The organism is Pseudomonas sp. KBN10P06128, assembly GCF_037574945.1.
In the GTDB taxonomy this organism is placed as follows: domain Bacteria; phylum Pseudomonadota; class Gammaproteobacteria; order Pseudomonadales; family Pseudomonadaceae; genus Pseudomonas; species Pseudomonas aeruginosa.
This window is the reverse complement of record NZ_JBBELR010000001.1, coordinates 3,387,590-3,403,040: the sequence shown is the minus strand read 5'-3', so window position 1 is coordinate 3,403,040 and position 15,451 is coordinate 3,387,590. Positions and strand designations below refer to the sequence as shown.

Here is a 15,451-nt window from a genome sequence, read left to right as displayed (position 1 = left end):
TCCAGCGACCGGGCCCGGCTTTAGTGCTGGGAAAAGGAAGGGGCGGCGCATGCGCCGCCGGCATTCACTCGTAACGCAGCGTGTAGGTCACGGCGCCGAGTACCGGACCGGGCGTCACGGTCGCCGCTTCGGAGACGTACTGCACCGCGTAGTCGTAGCTGGTGCTGGTGGCTCCGTTGGCGAGCACGATGTCGCCGGCGGGCACCGCCGCGCCGCCGGCCAGGTCGACCGGGTTGCCGCCGACGCTATCGAGCAATTGCAGCGCCACGCCCGTCGCGCCGCTGGCGGCGGTGTTCACCAGATTCCCGGCGGCGCTGGGGTTGGTGGCCTGGAACAGGGTGGTGAAATGCTCGTCGGCCGTCGGCGCGACGCAATCGGTGAGTTGCAGGGTGAAGGCGGTTTCGCCGGCGCTGCGGCCCACTGCGCCATCGAGGGCGCTCACCGGTACGCTGTCGAGGATCACCGTGGGGTCGGTGAAGCCGTTGACCGCGACCTGGCAGGTCTGGTCGGTCACTTCGCCGCTGAATGTGATAGTGTTTGCCGCCATCGCGGTTCCCGAAGCGGCAATTGCCGCAAAGGCCAATACCACTGCGCATGGGTTCGAAGTTCTGGTCATGCCTATGTTCCTTGTGTGAGGCAATAATCGTCCACCCGCCTTTTATTTCGGCCGGGAACGCGGTAAAGACTCGAACGAGTTCAAATCGATAATCAGTGGTGCGAACCACCGATATAAGTATCCCGTGCACAGGCGTCGAGGTGAACGCCGAACGGCGGACTTATAAATCCGTTCGAGTGCCCGCCATTCGGGGAATTGCCTCGTTTCGCAGGGTACCGCCGCCTCTTCGCGCTATCCGTCGACATTGCAACGCTTGTATTTCCGACTATGGAACTCTGGCATCCCGGCTTCTCTTGCTTGTCTTCGCCAGTTTGGACTTATAATAAAAACCGTCATCCGTGTAATGCATGGATGGTGCCATGCAGTTAACTTCCAAGTTGGAAGTATGCACTTCCCTGTTATTCAACGAATAATTACCGTCGACTTTTCCCAGGCAATTTCCATGTTCACCCGCAGGCGCTTCTCCTTGCGCAGCAAGCTTTTTCCGCCGCCGCTCAGAAGTCCGGTGCGCAGACGAGTGCCAACGGCGGCGTGCGCACTCTCGTTGCAAGTGGGCGCTGCGCCGATGCTGTTCGGAGAATCCGTCTTGCGACAAGTCAACAACTCGAACCACGGCTTCGCCTAGCATTGAAAAAGTTCCTGCACGACAGTTGTCGGGCCTGTTGGTCGTCGCTCTGCCAAGTGCCTGGACATATTTCCGTTATCCACTGATTCGGAGTCCAACGTCGCCGAACGTGCCGGCTGCCGCGACTCTCGAAAAAATAGCCTGGAGAAACTCCGAAACAAACATTGCACATGGACCGTCGTCGCAACGGTCTCCCTCAATAGTTATTAAAAGAAGAGGTTCGCACCCATGGCAGGCAAGCATTACCAGGATGCCGATGTGCATGCCGCAACCCTATCCCGCCTCCGACTGGTATTCCGGAACTTCGAGCGCGTCTGTGTCGCCTTCTCCGGTGGCAAGGACAGCTCGGTCACCCTGCAATTGGCGCTGGACGTGGCACGCGAGTTGGGACGCAGCCCGGTGGACGTACTGTTCATCGACCTGGAGGGGCAGTACCAGGCCACCATCGATCACGTCAGCGAGATGCTCGGGCGTCCCGACGTACGCCCCTGGTGGGTCTGCCTGCCACTCAACCTGCGCAACGCCTCCAGCCTGGAGGAACCCTACTGGTGCTGCTGGGAACCCGGCGCCGAGGCCGACTGGGTGCGCCCGCTGCCGAAGCACCCGGGGGTGATCAGCGACCCGGGGTTCTTCCCCTTCTACCGCTACCGCATGGAGTTCGAGGAGTTCGTCGCCGGCTTCAACGCCTGGCTGTCCAGGGAAGAGCCTACCGCGTTCCTGGTCGGCATCCGTTCGGACGAATCGCTCAATCGCTACCTGGCGGTCAAGCGCAGGAGCCGGGCGAAACAATGCGCCTGGACGCCGCCGGGCGGCTCCGCGCCGCTGGCCTGGAGCGCGCGCGACCGGGCCAACCCGCAGGCGGTGAGCTTCTTCCCGATCTACGACTGGCGTTTCGAGGATCTCTGGCGTTGCGTCGCCGACCACGGCTACGCCTATAACCGCCTCTACGACCAGATGTACCGCGCCGGCGTGCCGTTCTCGCAGATGCGCATCTGCCAGCCCTATGGCGACGACCAGCGCAAGGGCCTCGACCTGTTCCACCGGATCGAGCCACGCACCTGGTTCAAGGTAGTCCGGCGCGTCGCCGGCGCCAACTATGGGGCGCGCTATTGTCGCCAGCGCTTCCTCGGCTACCGTGGCGGCCTTGGCCTGCCGCCCTCCTTCGGCACCTGGCGCGAGTACAGCCAGTTCCTCCTGCGCAGCATGCCGCCGCCTCTGCGCGGCATCTACCAGCGGCGCATCGAGCGTTTCATCCTCTGGTGGAGGCAGCACGACTATCCCCTTGCCATCTGGCCGGACGCGGGGATCCCGGCCCTGGAGAATCGTCGCAAGCAGCCGTCCTGGCGGCGTATTGCGCTATCCCTGCTGAAGCAGGACATGGCCCGCTCGCTGTCCTTCGGCTTCTCCCAGGCCGATATCGACAGACTGGTCCCCGGTCGGGAGAAGCGCTCGTGATCCGCCCGCAAGACTGCGAGATCCTGCAGTGGCGCTCGTTCGACGACGAGGCCGCCTTCTTCGCCAGCATGGGCCGCTTCTTCGCCAGCGCCCGGGTGCGCCGCGAATGCGGCGGCTACCCGCTGAGCGACGGTCCCTACCACCGCTGGTTCGTGCTCCGCCGCCAGGGGGACACGCGGATACTGGGGTTCGTCAGCCTGGAGCAACATCCCGACGTGGTTCGCCTGCGCGATGCCTACCTGCGTGCGGAAGCGCGCGGTCGCGGGCTGTTCCGCACCCTGCGCGAGCGGGTCCTCGGACATGTCGACCAACTCGGGCTGGCCTGTACCACCCGCGCGCCCCAGGCCTGCGCGCGCCTTCTCGAACCGCACGGCTTCGCCGTGCATTCCACCCGGGGTAGCTGGGTGACGCTCATGAGGAAAGCCCATGGCACAGACAAAGACACTGACGGAGCGGGCCGAGGCGCTGTTCGGCGAACTGCACGGGTTGCCGCTTGCCGAGCGGATTGAAGCCATCAACCGGATCCGCCGGCTGCTCCACGCGCACAGTCCGTTCGCCGAAGAGCCGGTCGATTGCGTGCAGTGGGTGCGTGCCGAGCGCGTCGCCGGCAACGACTACAACCCCAATACCGTCGCGCCGCCGGAGATGCGACTGCTGAGGCTGTCCATCGAGTCCGACGGATTCACCCAGCCCATCGTCGCCTATCCGCAGGCCGACGGGCGCTACGAGGTGGTCGACGGCTTTCACCGCCTGCGCGTGGGCAGCGCCAAGGGCGCGCTGCGCCAGCGTTTGCACGGCTACCTGCCGATCGCCGCGATACGCGCCGGGCGTGAAGGCGACAGCGAGCGCATCGCCGCCACCATCCGCCACAACCGAGCACGCGGCGTGCACGGCGTATTGCCGATGACGGCGATCGTGGTGACCCTGCTCAAGGCCGGCTGGAGCGAGGCCGACGTGGCCCGCGAACTGGGCATGGACAATGACGAGGTGCTGCGTTTCAAGCAGGTTTCCGGATTGCCCGAGCTGTTCCGCGAACACGTGTATTCCCGCTCCTGGGAGTAGCGGGCGGCGCCGTCGGCCGCACCGCTCGCCCAGGCTCAGGCCGCGCCGGTGGTCAGGCTGATGTGCTTGTACTCGACGAAGTCGTCCAGGGCGGCGACCCCGTTCAGCCGGCCGAGGCCGGACTGGCGGTAGCCGCCCTCCTCGAATTCGTCGTAGACCTTGGCCCAGTCGTTGATCCACACGGTGCCGGCGCGGATCTTCCGCGCCACCCGGAAGGCACGCGCGACCTCGCGGGTCCAGACCCCGGCCGCCAGCCCGTACTCGCTGCGGTTGGCCAGGGCGACGCCCTCCTCCTCGCGGTCGAATACCTGCAGGGTCAGCACCGGTCCGAAGGTTTCCTGTTGCACGATGTCCAGGTCCGGATCATCGACCTCCAGCAGGGTCGGACGGTAGAAGGCGCCGGCCGCCAGCTCGCCCTCGGTTACCGGGCCGCCGCGGACCACCACCCGCGCGCCGGCGGCGATGGCCTGGCGTACGGCTCGCTCGACGCGCTCGACGTTGGCCTTGTCGATCAGCGGCCCCATGTCGCTGCGCGGGTCCGCCGCCGGCCCCACGCGCAGGTTTTCCAGGCGCTGAGCCAGGCGTTCGCGTAGCCGTTCGGCGACGCCGCGCTGCACCAGCAGGCGCGAACCGGTCATGCAGAACTGCCCGGCGAACACCGTCAGCGACTTCTCCAGCACGGGCAAGGCGGCGTCCAGGTCGGCGTCGTCGAACACCAGGTGCGGTGTCTTGCCGCCCAGTTCCAGGCCGAAGCGCTTCAGGTGCCGCGCGCCGGCGGCGGAAATCGCTCGTCCGGTGGCGCTCGAGCCGGTGAAGCTGATCACCGGCACCTCGGCCGCGTCGATCAATCGCCGGGCGCCTTCGGAACCCGATTCGCTGAAGATGTTCACCGCCCCGGCAGGCAGCGACGGCGCTTCGGCGATGATCCGCGCGACCATGGCGTTGGTCTGCGCGGTCTGCCCCGGCATCTTCACCACCGTGGTGGTACCGGCGGCCAGCGCCGGCGCCAGGGAGCGGATCATCAGCACCACCGGTGAATTCCACGGCACGATGATGCCGGCGACGCCCATCGGCTCGCGCAGCACCAGCGACACCACATCGGGGCGCGGCGTGCCGCTGGCGCCCCGTTCGCTGCGCGCCAGGCCGGCGTAGTAGCGCAGCTTGCCCGGCACCACGCCGACCTCGAAGGCAGCCTCGGGCTTGATCTTGCCGTTCTCCAGGGCAAGCAGGTCGATGAGCGCATCGGCATGCCGCTCGAAGGCCGCGGCGATTTCCTCCAGGGCTGTCGCGCGCAGCGCGTGGTCGTCCTTCCAGGGACCATCTTCGAAGGCGCGCACAGCGGCGGCGATCGCCGCATCGGCCTCGGCCCGCCCGCCGTCGGCGTAGGTGCCGATCGGCTGGCCGCTGGCCGGGTCGAAGGATTGTCCCCGCTGCGCGGAATCGAGCCATGCGCCGTCGATCCAGTGTCTGGCGTGTCCGTTCATCTGCAAGTTCTCCTGGGTCGGTCAGGCGATGCGCTGCGCGAGGTGCTCGGCAACGGCGATGGTGGTGATGTTGGTGGCCACCGAAATGGCATCGGGGAAGATCGAGGCGTCGATCACCCGCAATCCTTGCAGGCCATGCACCCTGCCCTCCAGGTCGACCACCGCCCAGCGCTCGCCGGCACGGCCCATCGGCGCGCTGGAGGTCGGGTGGTGGTAGGTATCGAGGGTGGCGCGGATCGCCGCTTCGATCTGCGCATCGCTGCGTGCCTCGGGCCCTGGTCCGAGTTCGGCGTGGATCAGCCCGGCGAGCGGTTCGCTGCGGCCTATCCGGCGCGCCAGCTTGACCCCTTCCAGCAACCGCGCGCGGTCTTCGGCCTCGGCGAGGAAGTTCAGGTCGATCAGCGGCGCGACGGCCGGGTCGCGGCTGGCCAGACGCACGCTGCCCAGCGATTGCGGCCGGGTCAGGGCCACGGCGAGGACGAAGCCGACCCCGGTCGGGCTCATCTCGGCGGGGAACAGGTGGGTGGCGGTGATGTGCAGGTCCAGCTCGCCGTTCTGCGCCCGCGAGCTATGGGTCCAGAGCTTGGCGCCGATCACCGGTGACTGCGCGCCGATGCGCTCCGGCCGGGCGGCATAGGCGTTGTAGTAGAACGGATGGTCCTTGAGCCGGCGGCCCACCGGCAAGTCGGCAAGCAACGGGATCGACAGCGCCTTCAGCTCGTCGGCCGGGCCGACACCGGAGCGCAGCAGGATCGCCGGGCTGCCGTAGGCGCCGGCGCTGAGGATCACTTCGCCGGCGTGGATTTCCTCGCCGGAGGCCAGGCGCACGCCCACCGCGCGCTTACCTTCGAAGAGCACCCGGTCGACCAGCGCGTCGCCGCGGATCGACAGGTTGGCGCGAGCGCGCACGGCGTTGTCGAGATAGGCCATGCCGGTGTTGACGCGCACACCGTTGACGACATTCATCGGGTACGGCCCGACGCCGTTGGCGTCGGCGCCGTCGAAATCGGCGATGGACTTGAAACCGTTGGCCAGGGTGGCGTCGACGAAGGCCCTCTGCATCGGCGAGAGATCGGCGCGGCTCAGTTGCCGCACCGGCAGCGGTCCGTCCCCGCCGTGCAGGGCCGGGTCGCCGCCCTGGCGGGTCTCCAGGCGGCGGAACGCCGGCAGCAGGTCGTCGTAGGACCAGCCCGGCAGGTTCCAGCGGGCGAAGTCTTCGCGCCGCGCGCGGATCGCCACCGCGCCGTTGATCGCCGAGCTGCCGCCGAGGACCTTGCCGCGGATCGCATGGATCGGATGCCCGATCGCCCCCGGTTGGGACTGGTAGCCCCAGTCGCTGGCGGGGTCGCCGCCGACGCTGTCGCTGCTGGCGATGATCCTGGGGTAGTCCCAGGCCGGATAGGCCTGGCCGGCTTCCAGCAACAGTACCCGGCGGTCGCCGCGCTCGCTCAGGCGCCGGGCGAGGACCGCGCCGGCGGAGCCGCCGCCGACGATCAGCACATCGATCCTGCCGCCATCGAAGGCCTTGCGGGGCGTTTCCGCCGTGGCGCTGGCCACGCCGGGCGCGCCGCCGAGCAGCGAGCCCAGGGCGAGCGCGGCGGAGCCGGCGACGGTCTGCGCCAGCAAGGTGCGGCGCGCCGGGTTTTCGGGTTGGTGCATGGGGTTCTCCCGTATCCAGATCGATTGACGGGAGCAACGCTATGCCCGGCGCGCCCTCGGCGACAGACAGCGGAAGGCGAACCGCTGGTTCGGTTTTTCCGAACTCAGCCCGGCGGCAACAGGCCACGCTCGATGAGCGCGCGGTCCCAGGGCGCCGGATCGCCGATTTCCTCTTCGAGGAACTGGCCGAGGACGAGGATCTTCCGGGGCGTCCGTTGGGTCTTGCGGTAGACCACGGAAACCTGCCCGCCGTCCGGCGAGTAGCCAGGCAGGACCGGCAGCAGCTCGCCGGCCAGCAAGGCATCGGCGGCCAGGAAGCTCGGCAGGATCGCCAGGCCGAGCCCGGCGCGCGCACCTTCGAGCAACTGGTGCCCGGAGTCGGTGCGCATCCTCACCCGGATGCGGAACGAGGCCGGTTCGCCGTCCACCGGCAGACAGAGCATGCCGCCGGGCTCGCGGTTGTAGTAGACCAGCCCGTCGTGCGCCTGTAATTCCTCGGGATGCTGCGGCACGCCATGCCGCGCCAGGTAGTCGGGACTGGCGCAGAGCAGGTGGCGGTTGGCGGTGATCGGCCGCGCCACCAGGCAGGAGTCGTCCAGCCGGCCCATGCGCAGGGCCATGTCGAAGCGCGGTTCCTGGAGGTTGACGAAACGATCGTCGGCCTGCACGTCCACCCGCAATTGCGGATGGCGCTCGGCGAAGCGCGCCAGCAGCGGCGCCAGGTAGCGCGGGGTGAAGGCCAGCGGCGCGGAGAGGCGCAGCTGGCCGCGCAGGTCGTCGTCGGCGTCGAGCACCGAGGCTTCCGCCTGCTCCAGCTCCTGTAGCAGGCGGCAGGCGTGTTCGTAGTAGGTGCGACCGGGGTCGGTGAGGCTCAGCGGCCGGGTGCGGTTCAGCAGCACCCGGCCCAGGCGCCTCTCCAGTTGCTGGATCCGCTGGCTGACTTGCGACTTGGTGGTGCCCAGGCGGCGGGCGGCTTCGGAGAAGCTACGGGCGTCGACCACGCTGACGAAGGTGGTCATTTCGGCAAACTTGTTCATCGGTGTCCTTCTGCGATCCGCCCCCGCGGACCCCGATCATACGCTTTCCGCCGCCGCTATCCGCGCCTCGGCGACCCGGCGCAGGCGCTGCATGGACTCCTCCGACTCGCGTTCGATGCGACGGCGCAGCAGGAACAGGTTGGCCAGGCGCATCGACCAGCCGTCGAAGCGGTATTCCAGGGTGCGCACGAAGCGGGTGCCGGCCGCGCTCGGCTGGCATTCGTAGCTCAGGCGCAGGTGCAGGCCGTGGTCGCCACGGGCGTTGGCGCGCCAGAGGTGGCCCGGCTGGTACTCGACCACCGTCCAGGACAGGTGCCCGGCGCGGCCGCCGGCGTGGATGTCCTCCTCGAAGCGCGCGCCGGCCGGCAGCGGGCCCGAGGCGCCGTCGACCCGCAACGACGAGGGATGCCATTCCGGCCAGAGCCCCGGGCTGGCGGCGTAGGCGAGGGTCGCCTCGGGCCCGCGGGCGATCTCGATTCGGTGCTGCATGCGGGTCATGGCGCGCTCCTCGGCGGTTTCCGCTTCCCAGTGGAGGGTGCCGTAGCACCAGTCCATCAACGGGAAGACCAGGTTGAAGTTGTGCGTCTGCATCAGCTCGCGACGGTGATGCAGTTCGTGCAGGCGGCGCATGTGGCGGATCCACGGCAGACGGCTGAGCGGATGCTCCGGCGGCAGGTGTTCGCAGGCGTGGAAGATCTCGTAGCTGAGGTAGCCCAGCAGCAGGGTCGCGGCGAACAGCGCGGCGAGGTTGTCGTTCAGCAGGCCGAGCAGGCTCCAGGCGAGCAGCGCGCCGAGGCTGAAGACCACCACCAGCCAGGCCGGGAACAGGATCACCCGCCAGTCGCGTGCCTGTTCGTAGCGCATCTGGCCGGCGACGAAGAAGCTGTGGTGGTCGCCGGTATGGCGCTTGTAGAACATCCGCCCCAGCGGGTGCTTGTGGTGGCCGAGGGACTTGTGGATGCGGTACTCGCCCCAGTTGAAGAACACCAGCGCGGCCGGCACCGTCAGCCATTCCAGCAGGCTCGGCTGCTCGAGCCGGGAGAGGAAGAAGACGATCCAGGCGCCGCCGTAGGCGAGGACGAAGCCGGCGTGCAGCCAGGGGTTGTAGCCGGGCCGGATGGCCGCGCGGTACTGCTGGCGAAAGGGTTGGGGATCGAAGGACATGGTCGGCATCTCGCGTGTGATTGTTATTGGCTGGGCCGCGAACCGGGCCGATCCGCCGGGGCGGAAGGGCTTGCATTCGAGTGTAGCGATGCCAGTCTTATCAGGGTAATGGATAAATAGAATGAGGATTATTCATGAAGCTGAACTTGCAGCAGCTCGACCTCAACCTGCTGCTGGTCTTCGATGCCCTGATGCGCGAACGCAACCTGTCGCGCGCGGCAATCCGCCTGCATCGCAGCCAGCCGGCGGTGAGCAACGCCCTCGCCCGCCTGCGCGAACAGCTCGACCAGCCGCTGTTCCGGCGCACCGCCAAGGGCCTGGAACCCACCGCCGCCGCCCTCGCCCTGTACGTGCCGGTGCGCCAGGCCCTGCATCTGCTGCAGGCCGGCCTTGGCTCCCAGGAAACCTTCGATCCGCACACTGCGCGGAGCTTCCGCCTGACGATGAACGACTATGCCCAGTTGCGCCTGCTGCCGGGCCTGGTGACCCGCTTGAAGACCCTGGCCCCGCAGGTGACGCTGGAGGTGCGGCCCGACGAAGGCGCCTCGATCCCGGCGCAGCTGGCCAGCGGCGAACTGGACCTGGCGATCGACTACCTGTACTTCGACGAGCCTGAGCTGGCCTACCGGCCGGTCGGCGAGGAACGCCTGGTGGTGATCGGCCGCCAGGGCCATCCGGCCTTCCGCGGCGGCCTCGACCGCGCCGCCTACGAGGCCGCGCAGCACGTCTCGATCCTGCCGCGGGTGGGTCGCGGCAGTCCGCTGGAGATCGTCCTCGGCTCGGCCAGGGTGCAGCGCCGGGTGCAATTGCTGGTGCCGCACTACCTGACCATCCCGGCCATCGTCGCCAGCACCGAGCTGCTCGGCACCGTGCCGCGCCGCCTGGCCGAGCGTTTCGCCGGCAGCCATGGTCTGCAACTGGCGGACGTCCCCTTCGAGATGGCTCCGGTGCAGGTCAACCTGATCTGGCATCGCCAGCAGGAAGCGACGCCCGGCCTGCAATGGCTGCGCGAGCAGATCGTGCAGATCGAACAGGGCTGAGTCGCAGGTTGCGCGCCAGGATCAGTCTTCCGTCACTTTCGATCATTGAGCGAGGCCTTTCCCGCGCCCTATGGTGAGGCTGCGCCCCGCTGCCGGTCCCCGGCCGCCCCGGGGATACAGTCCAGCACCCGCCAGAGGAGCCACCGTATGACCAGCCTGCCGCTCGAAGCCAACGCCGCCGCCACCCTCGCCGAATGGCACGGGCTGATCGCCCGCCGCGACCTCTCCGGGTTGCCGCGCCTGCTGCATCCCGACGCCGTGTTCCGCTCGCCGATGGCGCACAAGCCGTATGCCGGCGCGCCGGTGGTCTCGATGATCCTGAATACCGTGCTCACGGTCTTCGAGGATTTCGCCTATCACCGCCAGTTGGCCAGCGCCGACGGCCGCAGCGTGGTGCTGGAGTTCAGCGCGCGGGTCGGCGAACGCGAACTGAAAGGCATCGACATGATTCGCTTCGACGACGACGGCCGGATCGTCGACTTCGAAGTGATGGTCCGTCCCATGAGCGGCCTCCAGGCCCTCGGCGAGGAAATGGGCCGGCGCCTGGCGCCCTATCTGGCCGCGAGCAAGGCCTGAGGCGGAGGAACCTGCCATGACCCGCATCACCGAAGTCGTGGTCGAGCGTCGCCAGCTCGCCACCGCCGCCCTGCGTACGCGCAACCTGCCCGCCCCGGAGGCGCTGGCGGAAGGCCAGGCGCTGCTGGCGGTCGGCGAGTTCGCCCTGACCGCCAACAACGTCACCTATGCCGCCCTCGGCGATGCCCTGCGCTACTGGGAGTTCTTCCCGGCCGGCGAGGGGCTGGGCATCGTCCCGGTCTGGGGCTTCGCCGAGGTGCTTGCCTCGCGCTGCCCGGGGGTCGAACCGGGCGAGCGCTTCTATGGCTACTATCCGATGGCCAGCCACCTGCTGGTCGCGCCGGCGCAGGTCCGCGGCAGCGGCTTCGTCGACGCCAGCGAGCACCGCCGGAACCTCCCGTCGGTCTACAACCAGTACCTGCGCTGCAGCAGCGACCCGCTCTACCGGGCCTCCGACGAGGCCCTGCAGATGCTCCTGCGGCCGCTGTTCACCACCTCGTTCCTGCTCGACGACTTCCTCGCCGAGCATGCCTTCTTCGGCGCCACCGACCTGCTGCTGAGCAGTGCCTCGAGCAAGACCGCCATCGGCCTGGCCTTCCTCCTCCAGCGCAATCGTGCGCAACGCGGCCAGGACTACCGCATCGTCGGCCTGACCTCCGCGGGCAACCGCGCCTTCGTCGAAGGCCTGGGCTGCTATGACGAGGTCCTGGCCTACGACCGCCTGGATGCACTGGACGCCAGCGGAGACGCGTTGAGCGTGGATTTCGCCGGCAACGGCGCCCTGCTCGGCCAGTTGCACCAGCGCCTGGGCGACCGCCTGCGCTACAGTTGCCTGGTCGGCGCCGCCCACTGGGACCAGCGCGGCGGCCTGCCGAAGGCGCTGCCGGGTCCGACGCCGAAGCTGTTCTTCGCCCCGGCGCAGGCGGAAAAACGCCTCAAGGACTGGGGCGGCGCGGCGTTCCAGGCGCGCCTGGCGGAAGTCTGGGGCGAGTTCTCGGCCTTCGTCGGCGGCTGGATCCAGGTCCGCCGCGGTGTCGGCGGCAGCGAGGTGCTGGAGGTCTACCAGGACCTGCTGGCCGGGCGCTCGGCACCGCAACTGGGCTACATCCTTTCCCTCGACGGCGGCTGAGGCCGCCGTTCTATACTGCTGGACGGAGGTGGCGAACCCGTCGCGAACGACGAAGCGGGTTCCACCCATGGCGTCGGCGGCGCCCTTGCGCCGTCGCTTCGCGGGGGGATGGAGAGATACCGTCCATGAACCGAGCCAAGCTCTACCTCTGCTGCGTTGCACTACTGCTGGTGCCGGCCATCGCCGGTGCGGCGACTGCCGACTACGTCTACGGCATGCCGCTGGACGTGGCCAGGGTGCTGAGCGTCGACGAGGCGCCCAGCGATACCTGCCAGGTGGTGCGCGCCACCCTGGTGTACCTGGACTCCCACGGCGAGCGCCAGGTGTTGCACTACCTGAAGCAAGCGCGTGCGTGCAGCGACGAATGAAACGACGGAGGAAAGGACGAACGGTCAGGGTTGTCGTTTCATTTCACGAAATTTTCACCGCTGACATGGATACTGGAACCAGCTGAAGGACCAGCGCCCCATTGCATAGAGCCCACCATCGAGTGGGCTTTTTGCATTCCGGGCCGCGTATCGCCTGGCCTTGGGCTCAATCCCGCTCTTCCCTGCGCAGCAGTTCGCGCTTGCGCTCCACGCCCCAGCGGTAGCCGGAAATGTCGCCGTCGCGACGTACCACCCGGTGGCAGGGAATCGCCACTGCGATCCGGTTCGCCGCGCAGGCCTGCGCCACCGCGCGCACCGCTCGCGGCGCGCCGATCCGTTCGGCAATCTGCGCATAGCTCGCCGTGCTGCCCGGCGGTATTTCCCGCAGCGCCTGCCAGACCCGTTCCTGGAACGCCGTACCGCGTACGTCCAGCGGCAGGTCCAGTCCCAGTTGAGGCGACTCGACGAAGCCCACCACCTGCGCCACCAGCCGTTCGAAGTCGGCGTCGCCGCCGAGCAGCTGGGCGCGCGGGAACTGGTCCTGCAACTCGCGCAGCAACGGCTCCGGCTCCTCGCCGAGGAGGATCGCGCAGATGCCGCGCTGGCTCTGCGCCACCAGGATCGCGCCCAGCGAGCACTGGCCGATGGCGAAGCGGATCGCCGCGCCGGCGCCGCCATCGCGGTAATCGCGCGGGCGCATGCCGAGGCGTTGCGACGAGGACTCGTAGAAACGGCTGTTGGAGTTGAAACCGGACTCGTAGATCGCCTCGGTCACCGAGGCGGATGCCTGGCCCAGGCGCTCGCGCAGGCGCCGGGCACGATAGGCCGAGGCGTAGGCCTTGGGCGTCAGGCCGGTTTCGGCCTTGAACAGGCGATGGAAGTGGAACGGACTCATGCCCAGTCGGGCGGCCAGCGCCTCCAGTGCCAGCGGCGTCTCCGCCGTCTCGATCATCCGGCAGGCCTGCGCCACCCGCTCGGCGCGCTGCTCCGCCGCCAGGCTGCGGTCGCCGGCGGCGCGCCGGCTGGGCCGATAGCCGGCGGCCTCGGCGGCCTCGGCAGTGGCGAAGAACTCGACGTTCTCGCGCCTGGGCCGACGCGCCGAGGAACTCGGACGGCAATAGACCCCGGTGGTCTTCACCGCATAGACGAACGCCCCGTCCGCCGCCGCGTCGCGCGCCAGCACGGCGGCCCAGCGCTGTTCGTCGGTGTGGTAGGCGTTGCAAGGATCGGGCTGCTGGCTCATGGCGTTTCCCCTGTGGGAGCGGATGATGCCCGCAGACTAATTCGCCGTTCAAGCGCAAGAACTCCGGTTCTTGCGCTTGAATTCGAGCGAGGCCGTGCGCCCGGCTTCGGCAGGCGCGGGAGGCCGCCGGCTTGCCTACCCATCGCCAGGCGCCATAATGGCCCGCTCGAACCGGCGGAAGGACTGGGAACATGGCGTTCAAACGGATAGCACTGGCCTACTGCGTGCAACTGGAGCGAGTGATCTCCATCGCCAGTGCCCGCCGCGAATACTTCTCCCAGGCCGAGCCGCGCAAACGCTTCGACTTCCTCTGCTCCAGCGAAGCGTGCCGGGCACAGGGGATCAAGGTATCGGCGAGCAACTACGACAAGCTGCCGCAGGACACCCGCAAGGCCGCGCACTTCAGCAAGTTCCCGCATTCCACCCACCTGCCGGACTGCGAGTGGTTCGTCGAGGACGACGAGGACGCTCTGCGCCCGGGCGAATCCGCCGAGGAGGCCGGCCAGCGGCGCATCCGCGACAAGCTGGACGCCTACGTCGAGGAATTCGATCCGGCCATCGTCGAGGAAGCCGCGCCGCCACCAGCGGACCCGGACGCCGAGGAACAGCCGCCGGCCTCCGCCGCAGTGCGCGCCGACGCTCCCGCCGCGCCTCGGCAGAGAACGCAACGGCGGCGGCGCACCCGCGATTTCGAACAGCTCGTCGACACCTTTCGCCAGGCCCGCGCCGAACTGCCGGCGGAAGAATTCAAGCAGTTGGACATCCACATCAGCGGCCTCGGCCGGATAGCGCTGCGCGCCTATTTCCAGCACATCGGCTATGCCACCCCGGGCAGCGCCGGCAAGGTGTTCTACGGCGGCGCCGACCTGCTGCCCAAGCGCTACGGCTCGCCGAACCGGCCGCAAGGCTTCCGCTTCAAGTTCCGCGACCGCATCGACGGCAAGCCGGTATTCCTCTACGTCGCCCCGGAAACCTTGCAGGCCTATCCGCATCGGCGCTACCTCGAAGACATCCTCGGCTGCGCCGAAACGGTGCGCTACTTCACCCTCTACGCCCTCGGCCGGCTCGTCGAGGCGCCGAGCGGCAAGAGCTACAGCCTGGAGCCGGACGCCCTGCGCCACCTGGCGATCATCCCCGGTCCGGCGAAGGACGACGCCTCTCAGAGTTCGTCGTAGAGTCGGTCGCTGACCAGCATGTGCCCCGGCGCGTGGCTGATGTACAGCTCCGGCTGGGCTTCGGCGAGTACCGCCTGGGGCGTGACCCCGCAGGCCCAGAACAGCGGGATCTCGTCCGCCGCGAGCGGCACCGGGTCGCCGTAGTCGGGTCGCGCCAGATCGCGGATGCCGATCAGCGCCGGATCGCCCAGGTGCAGCGGTGCGCCATGGGTCATCGGGAAACGGCTGGTGACCTGGATCGCCCGGATCGCCTCGGCGGCCTTCAACGGCCGCATCGATACCACCGTGGGGCCGGCCAGGCGACCGCTCGGCCGGGTGGCGATGGCAGTGCGGTACATCGCCACGTTGCGGCCCAGCTCGAGGTGGCGCAGGCCGATGCCGGCGTCGAGCAACGCCTGTTCGAAGGAGAACGAGCAGCCGATGGCGAAGGCGACGAAATCCGCCTCCCAGAACGCGCCGATGTCGTTCACCTCGACGGGCTCCTGGCCGCGCCGATGCACCCTGTAGCGCGGCAGGTCGCTGCGCACGTCGATATCCGCGCCGAGCCGGGCGAAGTGCGGCGAGCCGGGTTCGCTGACGTCGAGCAGCGGGCAGGCCCGGGGGTTCAGGGCACAGAAGCGAAGGAACTCGTCGGCCCAGGATTTCTGCAGGATCACCAGGTTGGCCTGCAAGTGGCGCTGGCCGAGGCCGCTGGTATGGCCGGCGTAGTCGCCGCGGCGGATCAGCTGGCGCAGGACCGGCGGCGGCAGTTGCGCGAGTTCGTGGAAGGTCGGTTCGGGCATGGCGGCTCCGTGCGCTGGCGGACGTGGTTGTTGGCG

The 15,451-nt window shown here is 68.5% G+C and carries 15 protein-coding genes; 8 read left to right on the top strand and 7 right to left on the bottom strand.

The genetic code is table 11. The features are described from left to right. Positions 1-64 precede the first annotated feature (64 nt). The gene (locus VQ065_RS16170) at positions 65-616 is read right to left on the bottom strand and encodes a fimbrial protein (RefSeq protein ID WP_003120281.1); all 552 of its coding nucleotides are present in this window, start codon (positions 614-616) and stop codon (positions 65-67) included. Positions 617-1,469: 853 nt separating this feature from the next. Between VQ065_RS16170 and VQ065_RS16165 the strand changes: the two genes are divergently transcribed. Genes VQ065_RS16165 through VQ065_RS16155 form a run of 3 tightly spaced genes read left to right on the top strand, consistent with a single transcriptional unit; the run spans position 1,470 to position 3,758 of the window. Beyond that, positions 1,470-2,696 carry a phosphoadenosine phosphosulfate reductase gene (locus VQ065_RS16165; RefSeq protein ID WP_003088855.1) on the top strand — a complete coding sequence of 409 codons (1,227 nt, stop codon included), beginning with the start codon at positions 1,470-1,472 and terminating at the stop codon, positions 2,694-2,696. Further along, a complete protein-coding gene (locus VQ065_RS16160; RefSeq protein WP_003088854.1) occupies positions 2,693-3,205 on the top strand; it encodes a GNAT family N-acetyltransferase in 513 nt (170 codons plus the stop codon). The genes VQ065_RS16165 and VQ065_RS16160 overlap by 4 nt, the downstream gene beginning before the upstream one ends. Next, positions 3,123-3,758 (top strand): IbrB-like domain-containing protein, encoded by a 636-nt coding sequence (locus VQ065_RS16155; protein WP_003088853.1) that lies wholly within the window; start codon positions 3,123-3,125, stop codon positions 3,756-3,758. Before VQ065_RS16160 ends, VQ065_RS16155 begins: the two co-directional genes overlap by 83 nt. A gap of 35 nt (positions 3,759-3,793) precedes the next feature. Here the strand turns inward: VQ065_RS16155 and VQ065_RS16150 are convergent, their stop codons facing one another. The 4 genes from VQ065_RS16150 to VQ065_RS16135 all read right to left on the bottom strand — a co-directional run bounded on the left by VQ065_RS16150 (position 3,794) and on the right by VQ065_RS16135 (position 9,111). Then, the gene (locus VQ065_RS16150; RefSeq protein ID WP_340080426.1) at positions 3,794-5,242 is read right to left on the bottom strand and encodes an aldehyde dehydrogenase family protein; all 1,449 of its coding nucleotides are present in this window, start codon (positions 5,240-5,242) and stop codon (positions 3,794-3,796) included. Positions 5,243-5,263: 21 nt separating this feature from the next. After that, entirely contained in the window at positions 5,264-6,901 is a 1,638-nt protein-coding gene (locus VQ065_RS16145; protein WP_014603802.1) for a GMC family oxidoreductase, read from the bottom strand. A gap of 104 nt (positions 6,902-7,005) precedes the next feature. Further along, positions 7,006-7,938 (bottom strand): LysR family transcriptional regulator, encoded by a 933-nt coding sequence (locus VQ065_RS16140; protein ID WP_003088848.1) that lies wholly within the window; start codon positions 7,936-7,938, stop codon positions 7,006-7,008. Between the two features lie 36 nt (positions 7,939-7,974). Further along, positions 7,975-9,111, bottom strand: a complete 1,137-nt coding sequence (locus VQ065_RS16135; RefSeq protein WP_023657456.1) for an SRPBCC family protein — start codon at positions 9,109-9,111, stop codon at positions 7,975-7,977. A 125-nt stretch (positions 9,112-9,236) separates the two neighbouring features. Here VQ065_RS16135 and bsrA point away from each other — a divergent pair, with 125 nt between their 5' ends. The 4 genes from bsrA to VQ065_RS16115 all read left to right on the top strand — a co-directional run bounded on the left by bsrA (position 9,237) and on the right by VQ065_RS16115 (position 12,215). Further along, positions 9,237-10,142, top strand: a complete 906-nt coding sequence (gene bsrA / locus VQ065_RS16130; protein WP_003088838.1) for a LysR family transcriptional regulator BsrA — start codon at positions 9,237-9,239, stop codon at positions 10,140-10,142. 147 nt (positions 10,143-10,289) lie between these two features. Continuing rightward, the gene (locus VQ065_RS16125; protein ID WP_003088837.1) at positions 10,290-10,718 is read left to right on the top strand and encodes a nuclear transport factor 2 family protein; all 429 of its coding nucleotides are present in this window, start codon (positions 10,290-10,292) and stop codon (positions 10,716-10,718) included. A gap of 16 nt (positions 10,719-10,734) precedes the next feature. Then, entirely contained in the window at positions 10,735-11,847 is a 1,113-nt protein-coding gene (locus VQ065_RS16120) for a DUF2855 family protein (RefSeq protein ID WP_003088836.1), read from the top strand. Positions 11,848-11,972: 125 nt separating this feature from the next. Next, a complete protein-coding gene (locus tag VQ065_RS16115; RefSeq protein WP_003088835.1) occupies positions 11,973-12,215 on the top strand; it encodes a DUF2790 domain-containing protein in 243 nt (80 codons plus the stop codon). Between the two features lie 166 nt (positions 12,216-12,381). Here VQ065_RS16115 and ada read toward each other — a convergent pair whose 3' ends face one another. Further along, positions 12,382-13,458 (bottom strand): bifunctional DNA-binding transcriptional regulator/O6-methylguanine-DNA methyltransferase Ada, encoded by a 1,077-nt coding sequence (gene ada, locus VQ065_RS16110; protein ID WP_014603800.1) that lies wholly within the window; start codon positions 13,456-13,458, stop codon positions 12,382-12,384. A 191-nt stretch (positions 13,459-13,649) separates the two neighbouring features. Between ada and VQ065_RS16105 the strand changes: the two genes are divergently transcribed. Next, complete coding sequence (locus VQ065_RS16105) at positions 13,650-14,633, top strand: hypothetical protein (RefSeq protein ID WP_003088832.1); 984 nt, start codon at positions 13,650-13,652, stop codon at positions 14,631-14,633. On the opposite strand, the gene VQ065_RS16100 is transcribed toward VQ065_RS16105, so the two are convergent. Further along, entirely contained in the window at positions 14,618-15,415 is a 798-nt protein-coding gene (locus VQ065_RS16100) for a putative hydro-lyase (RefSeq protein WP_003088830.1), read from the bottom strand. The two genes, VQ065_RS16105 and VQ065_RS16100, sit on opposite strands and share 16 nt — an antisense overlap. Positions 15,416-15,451: the final 36 nt, after the last annotated feature.

What these genes read in the sequence shown, in the direction of transcription:
- bsrA (WP_003088838.1), top strand. Translation starts at nt 9,237, where the DNA reads ATGAAGCTGAACTTGCAGCAGCTCGACCTCAACCTGCTGCTGGTCTTC.
- VQ065_RS16120 (WP_003088836.1), top strand. Translation starts at nt 10,735, where the DNA reads ATGACCCGCATCACCGAAGTCGTGGTCGAGCGTCGCCAGCTCGCCACC.
- VQ065_RS16100 (WP_003088830.1), bottom strand. Translation starts at nt 15,415, where the DNA reads ATGCCCGAACCGACCTTCCACGAACTCGCGCAACTGCCGCCGCCGGTC.
- ada (WP_014603800.1), bottom strand. Translation starts at nt 13,458, where the DNA reads ATGAGCCAGCAGCCCGATCCTTGCAACGCCTACCACACCGACGAACAG.
- VQ065_RS16170 (WP_003120281.1), bottom strand. Translation starts at nt 616, where the DNA reads ATGACCAGAACTTCGAACCCATGCGCAGTGGTATTGGCCTTTGCGGCA.
- VQ065_RS16155 (WP_003088853.1), top strand. Translation starts at nt 3,123, where the DNA reads ATGGCACAGACAAAGACACTGACGGAGCGGGCCGAGGCGCTGTTCGGC.
- VQ065_RS16140 (WP_003088848.1), bottom strand. Translation starts at nt 7,938, where the DNA reads ATGAACAAGTTTGCCGAAATGACCACCTTCGTCAGCGTGGTCGACGCC.
- VQ065_RS16125 (WP_003088837.1), top strand. Translation starts at nt 10,290, where the DNA reads ATGACCAGCCTGCCGCTCGAAGCCAACGCCGCCGCCACCCTCGCCGAA.
- VQ065_RS16145 (WP_014603802.1), bottom strand. Translation starts at nt 6,901, where the DNA reads ATGCACCAACCCGAAAACCCGGCGCGCCGCACCTTGCTGGCGCAGACC.
- VQ065_RS16135 (WP_023657456.1), bottom strand. Translation starts at nt 9,111, where the DNA reads ATGCCGACCATGTCCTTCGATCCCCAACCCTTTCGCCAGCAGTACCGC.
- VQ065_RS16115 (WP_003088835.1), top strand. Translation starts at nt 11,973, where the DNA reads ATGAACCGAGCCAAGCTCTACCTCTGCTGCGTTGCACTACTGCTGGTG.
- VQ065_RS16150 (WP_340080426.1), bottom strand. Translation starts at nt 5,242, where the DNA reads ATGAACGGACACGCCAGACACTGGATCGACGGCGCATGGCTCGATTCC.
- VQ065_RS16105 (WP_003088832.1), top strand. Translation starts at nt 13,650, where the DNA reads ATGGCGTTCAAACGGATAGCACTGGCCTACTGCGTGCAACTGGAGCGA.
- VQ065_RS16165 (WP_003088855.1), top strand. Translation starts at nt 1,470, where the DNA reads ATGGCAGGCAAGCATTACCAGGATGCCGATGTGCATGCCGCAACCCTA.